The 14883-nt window shown below is 65.2% G+C and carries 14 protein-coding genes; 10 read left to right on the top strand and 4 right to left on the bottom strand.

What is annotated here, in order from left to right; translation table 11 throughout:
* Positions 1 to 30 precede the first annotated feature (30 nt).
* The 3 genes from BH93_RS16140 (at position 31) to ligA (ending at position 3673) form a co-directional block, all read left to right on the top strand.
* Positions 31 to 1218: a GGDEF domain-containing protein gene (locus tag BH93_RS16140; protein WP_052065118.1), complete on the top strand. Its 1188-nt coding sequence runs from the start codon at positions 31 to 33 to the stop codon at positions 1216 to 1218.
* A 66-nt stretch (positions 1219 to 1284) separates the two neighbouring features.
* On the top strand, positions 1285 to 1467 hold the full coding sequence (locus BH93_RS16135; protein ID WP_032378171.1) for a hypothetical protein: 183 nt from the start codon (positions 1285 to 1287) through the stop codon (positions 1465 to 1467).
* A 172-nt stretch (positions 1468 to 1639) separates the two neighbouring features.
* Entirely contained in the window at positions 1640 to 3673 is a 2034-nt protein-coding gene (ligA, locus tag BH93_RS16130; RefSeq protein ID WP_242459239.1) for an NAD-dependent DNA ligase LigA, read from the top strand.
* Between the two features lie 15 nt (positions 3674 to 3688).
* Here ligA and BH93_RS16125 read toward each other — a convergent pair whose 3' ends face one another.
* Positions 3689 to 4339, bottom strand: a complete 651-nt coding sequence (locus tag BH93_RS16125) for an amino acid-binding protein (protein ID WP_032376988.1) — start codon at positions 4337 to 4339, stop codon at positions 3689 to 3691.
* 306 nt (positions 4340 to 4645) lie between these two features.
* On the opposite strand from BH93_RS16125, the gene gatC reads away from it, so the two are divergent.
* From gatC to BH93_RS16110, 3 genes are read left to right on the top strand one after another with little or no spacing between them, the layout of a single operon-like run.
* Positions 4646 to 4945: an Asp-tRNA(Asn)/Glu-tRNA(Gln) amidotransferase subunit GatC gene (gatC, locus tag BH93_RS16120; protein WP_032378172.1), complete on the top strand. Its 300-nt coding sequence runs from the start codon at positions 4646 to 4648 to the stop codon at positions 4943 to 4945.
* Positions 4942 to 6414 (top strand): Asp-tRNA(Asn)/Glu-tRNA(Gln) amidotransferase subunit GatA, encoded by a 1473-nt coding sequence (gatA, locus tag BH93_RS16115; RefSeq protein WP_037174077.1) that lies wholly within the window; start codon positions 4942 to 4944, stop codon positions 6412 to 6414. The genes gatC and gatA overlap by 4 nt, the downstream gene beginning before the upstream one ends.
* A gap of 6 nt (positions 6415 to 6420) precedes the next feature.
* Positions 6421 to 7503 carry an alpha/beta hydrolase gene (locus BH93_RS16110; RefSeq protein ID WP_052065116.1) on the top strand — a complete coding sequence of 361 codons (1083 nt, stop codon included), beginning with the start codon at positions 6421 to 6423 and terminating at the stop codon, positions 7501 to 7503.
* Positions 7504 to 7533: 30 nt separating this feature from the next.
* Here the strand turns inward: BH93_RS16110 and BH93_RS16105 are convergent, their stop codons facing one another.
* Together BH93_RS16105 and BH93_RS16100 are read right to left on the bottom strand one after the other, a co-directional pair.
* Positions 7534 to 8934 carry an alpha/beta-hydrolase family protein gene (locus tag BH93_RS16105; protein ID WP_052065115.1) on the bottom strand — a complete coding sequence of 467 codons (1401 nt, stop codon included), beginning with the start codon at positions 8932 to 8934 and terminating at the stop codon, positions 7534 to 7536.
* The gene (locus BH93_RS16100; RefSeq protein ID WP_155290950.1) at positions 8931 to 9578 is read right to left on the bottom strand and encodes a hypothetical protein; all 648 of its coding nucleotides are present in this window, start codon (positions 9576 to 9578) and stop codon (positions 8931 to 8933) included. The genes BH93_RS16105 and BH93_RS16100 overlap by 4 nt, the downstream gene beginning before the upstream one ends.
* Positions 9579 to 9743: 165 nt before the next feature.
* Between BH93_RS16100 and BH93_RS16095 the strand changes: the two genes are divergently transcribed.
* The 3 genes from BH93_RS16095 (at position 9744) to BH93_RS16085 (ending at position 12785) form a co-directional block, all read left to right on the top strand.
* Positions 9744 to 10979 carry a sensor histidine kinase gene (locus BH93_RS16095; protein ID WP_371832068.1) on the top strand — a complete coding sequence of 412 codons (1236 nt, stop codon included), beginning with the start codon at positions 9744 to 9746 and terminating at the stop codon, positions 10977 to 10979.
* A 10-nt stretch (positions 10980 to 10989) separates the two neighbouring features.
* Complete coding sequence (locus BH93_RS16090) at positions 10990 to 11652, top strand: response regulator (protein ID WP_037174076.1); 663 nt, start codon at positions 10990 to 10992, stop codon at positions 11650 to 11652.
* A gap of 101 nt (positions 11653 to 11753) precedes the next feature.
* Positions 11754 to 12785: an ATP-dependent 6-phosphofructokinase gene (locus BH93_RS16085; protein ID WP_032376991.1), complete on the top strand. Its 1032-nt coding sequence runs from the start codon at positions 11754 to 11756 to the stop codon at positions 12783 to 12785.
* A 17-nt stretch (positions 12786 to 12802) separates the two neighbouring features.
* Here the strand turns inward: BH93_RS16085 and BH93_RS16080 are convergent, their stop codons facing one another.
* On the bottom strand, positions 12803 to 13267 hold the full coding sequence (locus BH93_RS16080) for an acyl-CoA thioesterase (protein ID WP_242459238.1): 465 nt from the start codon (positions 13265 to 13267) through the stop codon (positions 12803 to 12805).
* A gap of 94 nt (positions 13268 to 13361) precedes the next feature.
* Here BH93_RS16080 and gatB point away from each other — a divergent pair, with 94 nt between their 5' ends.
* On the top strand, positions 13362 to 14873 hold the full coding sequence (gene gatB / locus BH93_RS16075) for an Asp-tRNA(Asn)/Glu-tRNA(Gln) amidotransferase subunit GatB (protein WP_037174061.1): 1512 nt from the start codon (positions 13362 to 13364) through the stop codon (positions 14871 to 14873).
* Positions 14874 to 14883: the final 10 nt, after the last annotated feature.

Genomic DNA, 14883 nt, shown 5'->3' with positions numbered 1-14883 from the left:
GGGTCTATCGAATCGGTGGGAGTTCGGAACATGGCATCAGGCGGTCGCGACTTCGATGAGGTTGCCTCCCTCCGGCGTTCCGGCCGACACCGTCGAGGTGTGTTGGCCAAACTCGCTGCTGCCACCTCCGACTGGTATCGAGCGCCGCACGATTTCGAGTGGATTCTCAACCACAGATCGACCCGCCCGCTGACCGGAATCATTCGGGTCGTCTTCGGCACGGCAACGATGATGTACGCGCTGACCTCGATCCTGATGCTCTTCAGTGACCTGGGGCCTCGCGGAACGACTGCGATCGGTTGGGTCGCGCTGGTGCTCGTGATCCAGGTTGCCGTCGCCGCTCGGTGTGTGCTCGGGCCGATCCCTGGAAAGACGTGGTTCATCGGCTTTCTCGCCTTCGGCGACATTCTCACGACCTCGGTATTGATTCTGTACGACCCCATCGCCTCACTCATCGGAACAGTTCTGTTCGCCATCACGGGCGCACTGTGCACCTACTTCCTGAGTCCACGCCTGCTGGTGGCGCACTTGGTGTGGACCGCCACGTTCATCGTCGGCTTCGGTATCCGCACTTTCGTGACGGTGATGAACGACGATGTGGACTACATCGACGGGCCCGCTGTCGCGACCGCCACCGTTGTGCTGCTCCTGGCGACCGTGGGAGTGCCGGTGTTCGCTCAGGTGGCGTGGACGACGCTGTCCAACGACGCCAAGCGTTCGGTCCTCGATCCACTGACCGGGGTGTACAACCGGCGAGGCATCGACAGCGAACTGTTGGACCTGTGGCAGCAGGCCAACTATCGGGATATGTCGATGGCGTTCATGGTCGTCGACATCGACAAGTTCAAGTCCGTCAACGACCGATTCGGACACAGCCGCGGCGACGACGTGATCGTTCGAGTCGCCGACCGACTGCGTCGCCTGGTTCGGCACCAGGGGGGAGTCCTCGCCCGAACCGGCGGCGAAGAATTCCTCGTCGCCCTGGTCGGTGACGCGAAGGTGATGGTCGATCTCGGCTTCGACATCGTTCGGGTGCTCTGCGACCACCGGGACGACATCCCCGTCACCGTGAGCGTCGGCATGGCTCTGCTGCGGGAGGACTCGGCCCTGTGGGACGTGGGTACGTCGGTGGTCGGTAGAGCGGCACGCACGGCGGACGCCGCGATGTACCGGTCCAAGCAGTCCGGCGGCAACAGTCTGGTGATCGACGAGATCTGAGTCCGCACTGTGCCCGTAGCGCGGTGCGCCGGTGTGCTCGCCCGAGACCTCTGCGATGATCGTCCGATGTATCGGCTATCGGATGCCCAACGACGGGGACTGCCTGCCGGAGTGTTGTTGTCTGTGATGGCCTCCGTGCTCGGCGGCATCTACTCCGACTCCTTCGTGACGGGTTTCGCACTGACCGCCGGTATCTGCGCGGTGGCGCTCGTGGCCGCGACGCTGCTGCTGGGTCTCATGGGTCGCTAGTGGCACGGTGTCGGCCGATGGGTCGCTGTCGGTGGGGTCGGATAATCTTCGAGACGTGCCCGAGCCGACCGAACTACCCGCAGGAACCGACGACAGCGCAGGGACCGTCGGTGTAGAACTCGATGCCGCGTCCTCTGCCGATCGCGAGCGATGGCAGACGCTTGCCGAGGAAGTGCGCGGCCACCAGTTCCGCTATTACGTTCGAGATTCACCCATCGTGTCCGACGGTGAATTCGATGCTCTGCTGCGTGAGCTCAACGATCTGGAAGATGCACACCCGGATCTACGGACCGCGGACTCGCCGACCCAACTCGTCGGAGGCGGCTTCGCGACGGAATTCACCGCCGTGGACCATCTGGAACGAATGCTGAGCCTGGACAACGTGTTCGACCACGACGAGCTTCGTGCCTGGGCCAAACGAGTCGAGACCGAGGCCGGGCCGGATCTGCACTACCTGTGTGAGGTCAAGATCGACGGCGTCGCGCTGAATCTGGTGTACGAGAACGGCACTCTGGTTCGTGGTGCCACCCGCGGCGACGGACGTACGGGCGAGGATGTGACCCTCAACGCACGCACTATCGACGACATTCCGGACACCCTGACGGGCAGTGCGGAGTACCCGGTGCCGGAGGTGCTGGAAGTGCGTGGGGAGGTCTTCTTCCGCCTCGAGGATTTCCAGGCTCTCAACGCCTCCCTCGTGGAGGAGGGCAAGCCCCCGTTCGCCAATCCGCGAAACTCCGCGGCAGGATCGCTGCGACAGAAGAATCCTGCCGTCACCTCCAAGCGACGCCTGGGAATGATCTGCCACGGGTTCGGGCGCATGGTGGGCTTCACCCCCGATTCGCAGTGGCACGCCTACGAGGCACTCCGCGCGTGGGGCCTGCCGATCTCCACGCACACGACGCGCGTGCGGGGGATCGACGAGGTCGTCGAGAAGGTCGTCTACTGGGACCAGCACCGACACGACGTCGAACACGAAATCGACGGGCTCGTGGTCAAGATCGACGAGATGTCGCTGCATCGGCGCTTGGGAACGACGTCTCGAGCACCGAGGTGGGCCATCGCCTACAAGTACCCACCCGAGGAAGTCACCACGACTCTGCTCGACATCCGTGTCAGCGTGGGCAGGACGGGCCGAGTGACCCCGTTCGCGTACATGACTCCGGTTCTCGTAGCCGGCTCGACGGTGTCGTTGGCAACTCTGCACAACGCCTCCGAGGTCAAGCGCAAGGGCGTGTTGATCGGCGATACGGTGACCATCCGCAAGGCGGGAGAGGTCATTCCTGAGGTTCTCGGCCCTGTCGTCGACGCCAGGACCGGTGACGAGACCGAATTCGTCATGCCCACCGAATGCCCGGAGTGTTCGACGCCACTTGCTCCGGCCAAGGAGGGTGACGCAGACCTGCGCTGCCCCAACTCGCAGTTCTGTCCGGCGCAGCGGCGCGAGCGGGTGTTCTTCGTGGCCGAGCGGCAGCGATTCGACATCGAGGGACTCGGGTACGAGGCCGCATCCGACCTGTTGACCACCGGTGCCATCGAGGACGAGGGCGATCTGTTCTCGCTCACCGAGACGGACCTGATGAAGACGGCGATCTTCCGCACCAAATCGGGAGCGCTCTCGGCGACCGGTCGCAAGCTGCTCGACAACTTGGCCGTAGCGAGGAACCAGCCGCTCTGGCGCGTTCTGGTCAGCCTGTCCATCCGGCACGTGGGGCCGTCGGCAGCCCGCGCGTTGGCCGGAGAGTTCGGCAGTCTCGAACGTATCGAGGCGGCGTCCGTAGAGGAACTGTCTGCGGTCGACGGGGTGGGTGGCACCATCGCGGCCGCTGTCTCGGAATGGTTCGACGTCGACTGGCATCGAGCCATCGTCGACAAATGGCGGGCCGCAGGCGTGCGGATGGAAGACGAGCGCGATGCCTCCATAGAGCGAAATCTCGAAGGGCTGTCGATCGTCGTCACCGGATCGCTGACCTCCTACTCACGTGACGAGGCCAAAGAGGCGATCCTGCTCCGCGGCGGGAAGGCGGCGGGTTCGGTGTCGAAGAAAACTGCGTTCGTCGTCGTCGGCGAGTCTCCGGGATCCAAGCACGACAAGGCGATCGAGCTCGGCGTACCGGTACTGGACGAGTCGGGGTTCACACGGTTGTTGACCGAGGGACCCCAGGCGGTGGCTCCCGCCGATACCGAACCTGCATCGGACGACTGACGTGATGCGACAGCGTCAGGTCAGTACGGTGGCCACGATGCCGGCGAGGTAACCGAGCCGGGCAACCTCCGACGGTCTGAACTCCGGCCCACCCGGCCTTCCCAGCATGAGTACGGTGCCGGTGTTTCCGAGCGGGGCGGCGGCGATCTGGGTATCCATGTCTCGCCACACCTGCGGAACCCATTCTGCATCTGCGTCCAGCGCAGCGGGAGCCGCCAACGGGAACCACGGCAGCTCTGCGGCGTGGGTCTCGGGTGCTCCGGAGCTACCCACCAGGCGGAACGGGCCGTGTGCGTTGGTGGCCACCACGGTGCTCCACCCCACTCGTAGAACCCGAGGGGCGCCATCGACCAGTACCTGCAGTCGGTCGTCGGATGCAGCGGCGACGCGATCGATCAATTCCAGTTCGCGGTGGGTGTCGAGGACTCCGGTGTACGGCCGGATGGAATCGACCCGGACATCGTCGAGGTTCTCGGCGGCCGTGATCAGCGTGTCGGGAAGGGAACCGGGCGCGACGTCGACCACCAGATCGTCGACCGCGTATCCGTCACCGCGTTCGATGACGTCGAGGGAGAGGATGTCTGCGCCGACCGAACCGAGCGCGACGGCCAACGATCCGAGACTGCCCGGCCGGTCCGGCAGTTGAACGCGGAGCAGGTAGGACATGTCACGCTCCCTTTCGACTTCTGGCGTACTACGGCCACCTCCGCGCAGCGAATCGATGCTGACGGGCGGAAAGGGAACATGTGCACCCCGGCGCGAGCAATCCTTGCATCTTCGACCTGTTCGGCACGTCCCGCAACGCGGGCAGTGACAATTCTGACACCCGGAGCGCCCACGAGGAGTGCGTGAAGCCTGCGCGACGTTCCGCACTAGGCTGGACGTCGTTCGCGGACCCGTTCGGTTCGCGCTGCACAAACATGGGGTCGTTTCGTCCGGCTCCACTCCTACAGTGTGAAAGGGGTCCACGCGGTGCCTGACATCTCCCGCGACGAGGTCGCTCACCTCGCCCGGCTGTCGCGCTTGGCTCTCAGCGACGCCGAACTCGACGAGTTCGCCGGTCAGCTGGATTCGATTCTCCACCACGTCAAAGCCGTGGCGGAGGTGGCTACCGACGATGTTCCGCCGACGGCCAACCCCAGCGAGATCGTCAACGTGACCCGCCCCGACACGACCGTTCCCGGACTGACGCCGGAGCAGTCGCTCGCCGGCGCACCGAACGCGGAAGAGGGCCGTTTCGCGGTACCGCAGATTCTGGGAGAGAGCGAATGACCGACCTGACGAAGCTCGATGCATCCGAGCTCGCCACCCGAATTCACGCGCGCGAGATCAGCGCTGTGGAGGTGACCCAGGCGCATCTCGACCGGATCTCGGAGGTCGATGGAGACCTGCATGCATTCCTGCATGTCGCATCGGTCGAGGCACTGTCCGCGGCGACCGACGTCGACGCGGGACTGTCTGCAGGTCGTGCGCCCGCGTCCGCTCTGGCCGGGGTCCCGTTGGCTCTCAAGGACGTGTTCACCACGACCGACATGCCGACGACGGCCGGCTCGAAGATCCTCGACGGCTGGGTTTCGCCGTACGACGCGACATTGACCTCGAAGCTGCGCGCAGCGGGTATCCCGGTGCTGGGCAAGACCAACATGGACGAGTTCGCGATGGGCTCGTCGACCGAGAACTCCGCGTACGGGCCGACCAAGAACCCGTGGGACACAACCCGGATCCCCGGTGGCTCGGGGGGTGGTAGCGCGGCGGCGCTCGCCTCGTACCAGGCACCGTTGGCCATCGGCACCGACACCGGCGGATCCATTCGCCAGCCGGCCGCACTGACCGGCACCGTGGGAACCAAGCCGACCTACGGCAGCGTGTCGCGCTACGGTTTGATCGCCTGTGCGTCCTCGCTCGACCAGGGTGGTCCGTGCGGGCGCACGGTGCTCGATACCGCGCTGCTGCACGAGGTGATCGCCGGATACGATCCGCGGGACTCCACGTCCGTCGACACGGCAGTTCGGCCCGTCGTCGCAGCGGCACGAGAGGGTGCTCGCGGCGACCTGTCGGGCGTTCGCGTCGGGGTCGTCAAGGAATTGCATTCCGACAGTTACCAGCCCGGTGTGATCTCGTCCTTCGATGCCGCGGTGACCACACTCACCGAACTCGGTGCCGAGGTCGTCGAGGTCTCGTGCCCCAATTTCGTGCACGCGTTGGCCGCGTACTACCTGATTCTGCCGTCCGAGGTGTCGTCCAACCTCGCTCGGTTCGACGGTATGCGATACGGCTTGCGGGCCGGTGACGACGGCAAGCACAGCGCCGAGCAGGTCATGGCCATCACGCGTGCCGAAGGGTTCGGGCCGGAAGTCAAGCGCCGCATCATGATCGGAACGTACGCACTCTCGGCCGGATACTACGACGCCTACTACGGTTCGGCACTGAAGGTGCGCACCCTCATTGCACGCGACTTCGATGCCGCCTACGACAAGGTCGACGTGCTGGTGTCACCGACGACCCCGACAACGGCATTCCCGTTGGGGGAGAAGGTGGACGATCCGATGGCGATGTACCTCAACGACCTGTGCACGCTGCCGACGAACCTCGCGGGCCACTGCGCGATGTCGGTGCCGTCGGGTCTTGCCACCGAGGACGGTCTGCCCGTGGGACTTCAGATCATGGCTCCAGCGTTCGCGGACGAACGTCTCTACCGTGTCGGCGCCGCCTACGAGGCCGCTCGCGGCGATCTGAGGTAGTACGAGGTGCTCCATCGGTGGGCTGCAGACCTGGCTCATCTACCTCTGCTCTCCGGTGCCGTGCCGACAGTCGCACTGACGGTGGCGGCGGTACTGTCGCTGGCCACGATCGGTGCCGTCGTCGTGCGGGTTCGGCGCGGCTCGGGGCTCGGGCCGTTGTTCGGTTCGCTGAGTGCCCTCGGTCTGCTGGCAGCGGTACTGGTTGCAGCCGCCGTGCTCACCAATCTGACCGTCACCCGGTATCCGACGGCGGCACTCGCTCTGGGGCGTCAACCTGTCGTTCCGGTCGAGGGCCACGGCAGACTGGTCGATCTCGAGGTGCCCGGCACGGTGTCGCACTTCGACGCGCGGCCCGCGACGATCTACCTTCCGGCCTCGTACGACGCCGGTGCCGACGACCTGCCGGTGCTGGTGCTGCTCACCGGCCAACCCGGTCACGTCGTCGACTGGATCGAGGGTGGCCGCTTGATGCAGACGATGGACGCTTTCGCGGCCCGTCACGAGGGTGCTGCCCCGATCGTCGTCGTTGCCGACGGTCTCGGTGACACCGAGGCCAATCCGATGTGCATGGACTCGGACCTCGGAAATGCGGCGACCTACCTCTCTGTCGATGTGCCGCAATGGGTTCGGTCGAATTTCCGGGCGTCCCCGGATCCACGGGCATGGGCGGTCGGCGGGTACTCCTACGGAGGAACCTGCGCCCTGCAGCTTGCGGTGACTGCACCGTCGGTGTACCCGACGTTTCTGGATATCTCCGGTGAGGACGAGCAACGTCGCGGCACGAGAAGCGAATCGGTTGCCGCAGCATTCGGAGCGGACACTCCGGCGAACGAGGCTCGATTCGAACGCTCGACGCCATTGAACATACTGTCGCGTAACAGCTTTCCCGATTCGGCCGGTGCCTTTGTCGCCGGTTCCGACGACGAAGAATTCCGGCCGCAGACCGAGCGGGCCTTCGAGGCTGCTACGGCTGCCGGTCTCGACGTTCACTACAGCGAGTTACCCGGCGGACACTCGATGCAGGTATGGGCTCCGGCCCTGGAACACGAGATGGACTGGCTCGGAGAACGATTGGGACTGCTCGACTGACTCACCGGCACAGCGACACGAGGCCGGTCGTCACCGGCACAGTGGCATGTCGGTGCCCTGGTCGATTCCGTATCGATGGCCGTGACCGGCCTCCACGTCGAGGGCCGCAGCCAGATCGACGGACGTCTGGACGAAGCTGACGAGCGGTAGCCACATCGGCGTCGGCGCATCGTGACGAGTTGCCGTTGGATCGGGAGCCGACCACAGCAGATCTGCAGACCATCGGACGACGGGGTCCGAGGAATTGGCGAGCACCGTTGCGCCGTCGGTGTTCACGGCTCCGGCGGGTGGACCTGCCCACACTGCTCCGCAGACGAGCGGATCGGTCCGACGAAGAGACAGATAGGTGTCGCTGCCCGCTACCGCCCCCAGACTCTGGCCGTACACGACGATCTGCGGCGGTGACGATGTCGTGGCTGCCCGCGCAGCGACTGCGCGTGCAACTGCCTCGGCCGAGCTGCGTGCATCGTCCTCGGCGAACATGAACGTCGCCCAGCTCGGCTTGTTCGAGTACTGCACGGCCACGGTCGCGACATCCCCGCCGAATCTGCTTTCGGCACCCGTGACCGCGTTCTCGTCCACCCAGCCCGATCCGGTCGGTATCGCGACGACCACCACACTGCGATCGAAAGCGCCCGCGCGTTCCATGTCCGCGACGGCCAACGCGACGCGTCGATCGAGCGAGGGTGCCGAGTCGAGGCCGACGTACGTTCGTACGGAACCGGGGACGAAACCGCCGGACACGAACTTTCTGCCTTCTCTGCCCAGCGTGCCCCACGGAACGAGCGAGTCGGGACCACCTGATCTCGTTGTCGTAATCGGAGCGGTCACCGTGTCGTCCATCACCGAGTTCGAAGCCGAGAAAGAACTGGACATTGCCGACCAGAGCGCGGGCGCGGCAACAACGTACGACAGCACTCCGACGACAGCGATCAGAACGACCGATCGCACACCGCCGAGCGCAGTGCACGCTCTCCGGGTGGCGAGTCCGATTGCCCACAGGGTGAGAGCGACGCACGCCGCTCCACCGACGACGTCGACGGCGTAGTGCCAGTCCACTGCAGGGGTGGCCATCGCGGCTCGCAATGTGTTCTGCCACAAAATATTCGAGTACACCGCACCGATCGAGATCAGCGTTCCCGTGCCCGCTGCCCACGCCCGCGCGCCGAAGCCGGCGGGTCGCCGCGTGCCGAGAGCGTGCCGGGCCGACCATGCGAGGGCGAGCGCGATCGCCATCGATACGCCGATCAACAGTGCCTGGGTGACGGCTGGACGGGGGAGCAGCCCAGGAGCCGACGACATCGACACTGCAGCTGTGAGCGCAATCGAGGTCCCGATTCGTGGCAGCCGTATTTCCGTCGAGAGTGGCGGTGCAACAGCAGTCCCAGCAGAGCCGATACGCCCGGAGGATCCGGTGATCGAGGCGATCATGCGTGTTCGCCGATCTCGGGTACCGATACTCGTGTGCGCATGTATCGGCCCGTCAGTAGAGCCGAAAGCGTCATCAGGGCAAAGGCTGCGCCGCCCAGCGCGATCGGCAGTGCGGGTTCGGCCACCGGTGCGCCGAACGACTGCCGCCACGAATTCATGTCCACGGCCGCCGCGGCCACCGATGCGGCGGCGTCGCACGCCCGGCGGGATCCGTCATCGGTTCGCTCGATGCAGGCGGCGTGCAGACGGCTTTCCAGCTGACCATCGATGGCTCGGCGCCAGTGCGGGTCCACGGTCTTGCCTGTCGCAGCGGCATACCGTAAGAGGTCGTAGCCCAGATCGTGTGCCTTGCAGGAGGGTTCGAATTCCGATGGCAGCGGCACGGGCGAAGAACAGTCCCCGTGAGGATTCTCTGCCATGGCGTCGAGCACTATCGGTCGGTAGCCCATCACCGATGCGAAGTCGGCGGGGATCGCTCGGGTCGCCGCATCTGCCGACTCGGCGACGAGCGCGTGCACTGCTACGGCGACGGGCGATGTCCTGTCGGGTGCGGACGGTGGGGACGACGCGGCACCGGTGGTAGCAATCACCGCTATCGTGGCTGCGCCGATGCACATCGCGATGCGAGAAGTGTTCCTGTTCATGGCATTCGACGCTACGAAGCGAGATGCTCGACGAGCATCGCGCCGAGGTCTCGTTCTGCAGTGACCGGCGGTCTCGGTGTGCGGCCGGTTCGATACCTAAGGTGTGTGCGGAACTGATACTCAGGTATGACGTCCTCGTCGGCCCACACTCCCTAGGCTCGGTCCGTGCGCAAGAACAGATCAGGAGAATCGAAGCCCGGAGCGGCGAGGCGTCGGATACCGACTCGAATTGCCGGCGTCCGTTCGGTCGACGCGCTGATCGTTGTCGTCGGTGCGGTGCTGTATTCGATCGCATGGCCGACACTGCCGGTCACCCATCAGGTCTCGGGGCCGTTGATGCCTATCGTCGGCGCCCTCGCGGCCTTCCCGTTCGTGCTGATTCGAGTCAATCCCGCGTTGGGGTGGGCGGTGTCGGCGCTGTCCGCTCTGGTCATTCCGGTAGCGTTCGACCGCACTCCGGGGTACGACTATCCGTGGCAGGTAGTGCACATTCTCGTCCTGTTGTCGCTGCTGTTCGCCGTCGCGTTGCGGTCTCCGCCTTCGGTGCTGCTGCTGGCCTGGTTGGCCAGCATGCTGGTGTTCTTCGCGTACATGCCGGGCTCGGACGGAGTCGGTTGGTCGGTCGGTCTCACGGCGGTCGTCGTGTTCGGACTGTTGATCCGCTGGCTCGTCCTCTCCCGCAGGCAACTTGCCCAGCAGGAGGAGGTCAGCGAACTCGAGCGCACCAGGCGCACGGTTCTCGAGGAGAAGGCGAAGATCGCTCGGGATCTGCACGACGTCGTTGCACATCACATGTCGATGGTGGTCGTGCAGGCGCAGAGTGCGCCGTATCGACTCGACGACGTATCCGAGGCCGCCGCGCTGGAATTCGCGTCGATCGGTGCCACGGCGCGCGAGGCGCTCAACGAGATCAGGGGAATGCTCGGCGTACTCCGCAGTGATGGGCAGCCGTGGCAGGACGCACCGGCACCGAACGCACTCGATCTCGAACGCGCCCTTCACGCGAGCCGCAAGGCCGGGATGGACGTGCGCTGGAACATCACCGGACCGATCGAATCGATCTCCGACACAACAGGTTTGGCGCTCTACAGAATCCTCCAGGAGTCGTTGTCCAATGCTGCGCGCCATGCCCCAGAGGCTGCCGTGACCGTCGAGATCACGGTGGGGCCGAGCACCGTCGTGATGACCGTGGTCAATGCGCCGTCACCGAAGATCGGTGGACCTACCGCTGGATCGGATACCGGAGGGCACGGGATAGCGGGCATGCGAGACCGAGCGCGGGCAGCACACGGGTGGCTGCACGCTTCCGCCCTACCGGACGGCGGATTCGAGGTCGCGGTGCACGTTCCGAACGGCATGCCGACCTCGACGGCATCGACGGTCGCGGACGAACTCGCCTAGGCTGACGGGCGTGGCTACCACGGTGTTCATCGCCGACGACCAGGCGATGGTGCGGCAGGGGTTCGGTGCCCTTCTCGGCGCTCAGGCCGACATCTCGGTGATCGGGGACGCCGACAACGGCAGGACGGCGGTAAGCGAGGTAGCTCGCCTGTTGCCCGATGTGGTGCTGATGGACGTTCGGATGCCGGAGATGAACGGTCTCGATGCCGCGCGAGCAATCCTGTCCGCCTCCCTCCCGTCGCCGGTGCGCATCCTGATGCTGACGACATTCGACATCGACGACTATGTCTACGAGGCGCTGGCGCTCGGCGCGAGCGGCTTTCTGCTCAAGGATGCGCCGGCCGAGGAGCTGATTCGAGGCGTGCGTGTCGTCGCCGCCGGCGATGCCCTGCTGGCACCGTCGGTGACCAGACGGCTCATCGCGGACGTCACCGCCCGCCGCGGAACGCGCCGCCACACGTCGCCGCGTCTGAGCGATCTGACTCCGCGTGAACGCGAGGTGCTCGAACTCATCGCCACCGGCATGTCCAATTCCGAGATCGCGGGCTCGCTGTTCCTGGCCGAACAGACCGTCAAAACCCATGTGGGCAAGGTCTTGGCCAAGCTCGGCCTACGCGATCGTGCCCAGGCTGTGGTGCTGGCCTACGAGACCGGCGTCGTGACGCCGAAGTGAGCGGCGGGCGGTACCGACGCGCGCACCACACCACGCCCCATTAGGCTGACGACCGTCATCGGGTCCACTTCACGGATCCGTAAGCAGAGAGGCGAAAATCGATGCGCATCGGAGTTCTGACCGGAGGCGGCGATTGCCCAGGGCTCAATGCGGTGATCCGCGCAGTGGTTCGTACCGCTGACGCGCGGTACGGCTCCACGGTCGTCGGCTTCCAGGACGGATGGCGCGGCCTTCTCGAAGATCGCCGCGTGCAACTGCGCAACGACGACCGGAACGACCGGTTGCTCACCAAGGGTGGCACGATGCTCGGCACCGCGCGCACCAACCCGGATGTGTTGCGTGCCGGACTCGATCGGGTCAAGCAGACCCTCGAAGACAACGGCATCGACGTGTTGATTCCGATCGGTGGCGAAGGAACCCTCACCGCTGCCGCGTGGTTGTCCGAAGAGGGAGTGCCTGTGGTCGGGGTGCCCAAGACCATCGACAACGACATCGATTGCACCGACGTCACGTTCGGCTTCGACACGGCACTGACGATCGCTACCGACGCGATCGACCGTCTGCACAGCACCGCCGAATCCCATCAGCGGGTGATGCTCGTCGAGGTGATGGGTCGGCACGCGGGGTGGATTGCGCTGCACGCCGGATTGGCGTCGGGCTCGCACATGACGCTCATCCCGGAGCAGCCGTTCGACGTCGAGGAAGTATGCACCTTGGTGCGCAAGCGTTTTCAGCGTGGAGATTCACATTTCATCTGCGTCGTCGCCGAGGGAGCCAAGCCGATGGAGGGCTCGATGAAGCTTCTCGACGGCGGCATCGACGAGTTCGGTCACGTTCGATTCACCGGAGTCGCTCACCAGCTCGGTGTCGAGATCGAACGTCGCATCAACAAGGAGGTTCGCACCACCGTGCTCGGGCACGTCCAGCGCGGTGGAACCCCCACGCCCTACGACCGTGTGCTCGCGACTCGGTTCGGCGTCAACGCGACCGACGCGGCGCACGCCGGCGACTTCGGCAAGATGGTCTCGTTGCGGGGCACGGAGATCGGCCTGGTGTCTCTGGCCGAGGCGACCAAGCAGCTCAAACGAGTACCGCAGACCCGATACGACGACGCCGCCGCGTTCTTCGGCTGAACCGGTGCCTCGGGAGGTCAGATGCGACTGGCGGCCTCCTGGATCTCGGCCTCGCGTGCTTCGGTCTCACGGCGCAATTGGCGTCGCCGCAGCGCAGCCTCGAAGCGCTGAGCACCGACGTCGGTGGTCGGCGTCAACTGGGGCAGTGTCTTCGGCTTGCCGTCGTCGCCGATCGCGACCATGGTGAAGTAGCAACTGTTGGTGTGCCGTAGCTCACCGAACTGAATGTTCTCGGTTTCGACGCGAATCCCGACTTCCATCGAGGTGCGGCCGGTGTAGTTGACCGATGCCGAGAAAGTGACGAGTTCACCGACGTGGATGGGCTCGCGAAAGACGACTCGATCGACCGACAGAGTGACCACGTACGCCCCGGCATAGCGACTGGCACAGGCATACGCCACCTGGTCCAGGAATTTGAGAATGGTGCCGCCGTGGACGTTGCCGGAGAAATTCGCCATGTCCGGGGTCATCAGCACGGTCATCGACAGTGTCTGCTTCTCGGTGTGCGTCACCCGTGCACGGTAACCAGTGCACGTGGTTACTCGCGCGTCGTATGCAATGCATAAACTACGGACCATGACTGCTGCAACCGTCGATCTGATCGATTACGACGATGTGCTCGCCACGTTCGACCCCGTGTTGGGCATGGAGGTCCACGTGGAGCTGGGTACGGAGACCAAGATGTTCTGCGGTTGCCCCACCGCGTTCGGTGCCGAGCCGAACACGCAGGTGTGCCCGGTGTGCCTGAGCCTTCCCGGCGCGCTACCGGTGGTCAACGCCGCTGCCGTGGAATCTGCGATCCGTATCGGGTTGGCGCTCAATTGCTCGATCACTCCGTGGGGTCGGTTCGCTCGCAAGAACTACTTCTACCCGGATCAGCCGAAGAACTATCAGATTTCGCAGTACGACGAGCCCATCGCCACCGAGGGCTACCTCGATGTTCTGCTCGATGACGGCAGCACGTTCCGCGTCGAGATCGAGCGCGCGCACATGGAAGAGGACACCGGCAAGTCGACGCACGTCGGCGGAGCGACCGGCCGCATCGAGGGGGCGTCGCATTCGCTGCTCGATTACAACCGTGCCGGTGTGCCGTTGGTGGAGATCGTGACGAAGACGATCACGGGGACCGGAGCGCGCGCGCCCGAAGTGGCGCGCGCCTACGTCACCGCACTCCGAGATCTGTTGAAGTCGCTGAACGTGTCCGATGTACGGATGGATCAGGGGTCGCTGCGCTGTGACGCCAACGTGTCGCTGATGAAGAAGACCGCCACCGAATTCGGCACCCGCACCGAGACGAAGAACGTCAACTCGCTCAAGAGCGTCGAGGTTGCCGTTCGGTACGAGATGCGCCGTCAGGCAGCGGTTCTCGAAGCCGGCGGAGAGGTGACGCAGGAGACTCGGCACTTCCAGGAATCCGACGGCACCACCACCCCGGGCCGCAAGAAGGAGACCGCGGAGGACTACCGCTACTTCCCCGAGCCCGATCTTGCGCCCGTCGCTCCGAACGCGGACTGGATCGAGGAGCTCCGCGGGACCCTGCCGGAGCTTCCGTGGCTGCGACGCGGCCGGATCCAGAAGGATTGGGGTGTCTCCGACGAGGAAATGCGCGACCTGGTGAACTCCGGGGCGCTCGAGCTCGTCGCGGCAACGGTGGATGCCGGTGCGTCGCCGCAGGCCGCGCGGTCCTGGTGGGTGTCGTACCTGTCGCAGCAAGCCAATGTGGCCGGAGTCGAGCTGGCCGATCTGGCGATCACTCCGGCGCAGGTGGCGGAGGTGGCCGCGTTGGTCTCCGACGGCAAGCTCAACAACAACGGTGCCCGTCAGGTGGTGGACGGGGTGCTGGCAGGCGAGGGCGAGCCGGCTCAGGTGATGTCCGACCGTAACCTCGTGTTGGAGAAAGACGACACGAAGTTGCAAGCCGCTGTCGACGAGGCACTTGCCGCCAATCCTGGTGTGGTGGAGAAGATCCGCAGCGGCAAGGTTCAAGCTGCCGGTGCCATCGTGGGTACGGTGATGAAGGCGACGCGCGGTCAAGCCGACGCGGCCCGCGTCAAGGAGCTCGTGCTCGAGGCCTGCGGCCAGTCCTGATCGTCGAAAA

The sequence above is a fragment of the Rhodococcoides fascians A25f genome (assembly GCF_000760935.2).
Classification (GTDB): domain Bacteria; phylum Actinomycetota; class Actinomycetes; order Mycobacteriales; family Mycobacteriaceae; genus Rhodococcoides.
Note: the sequence above shows the minus strand (reverse complement) of the source record. Positions and strands in the feature narration are given on the sequence as shown.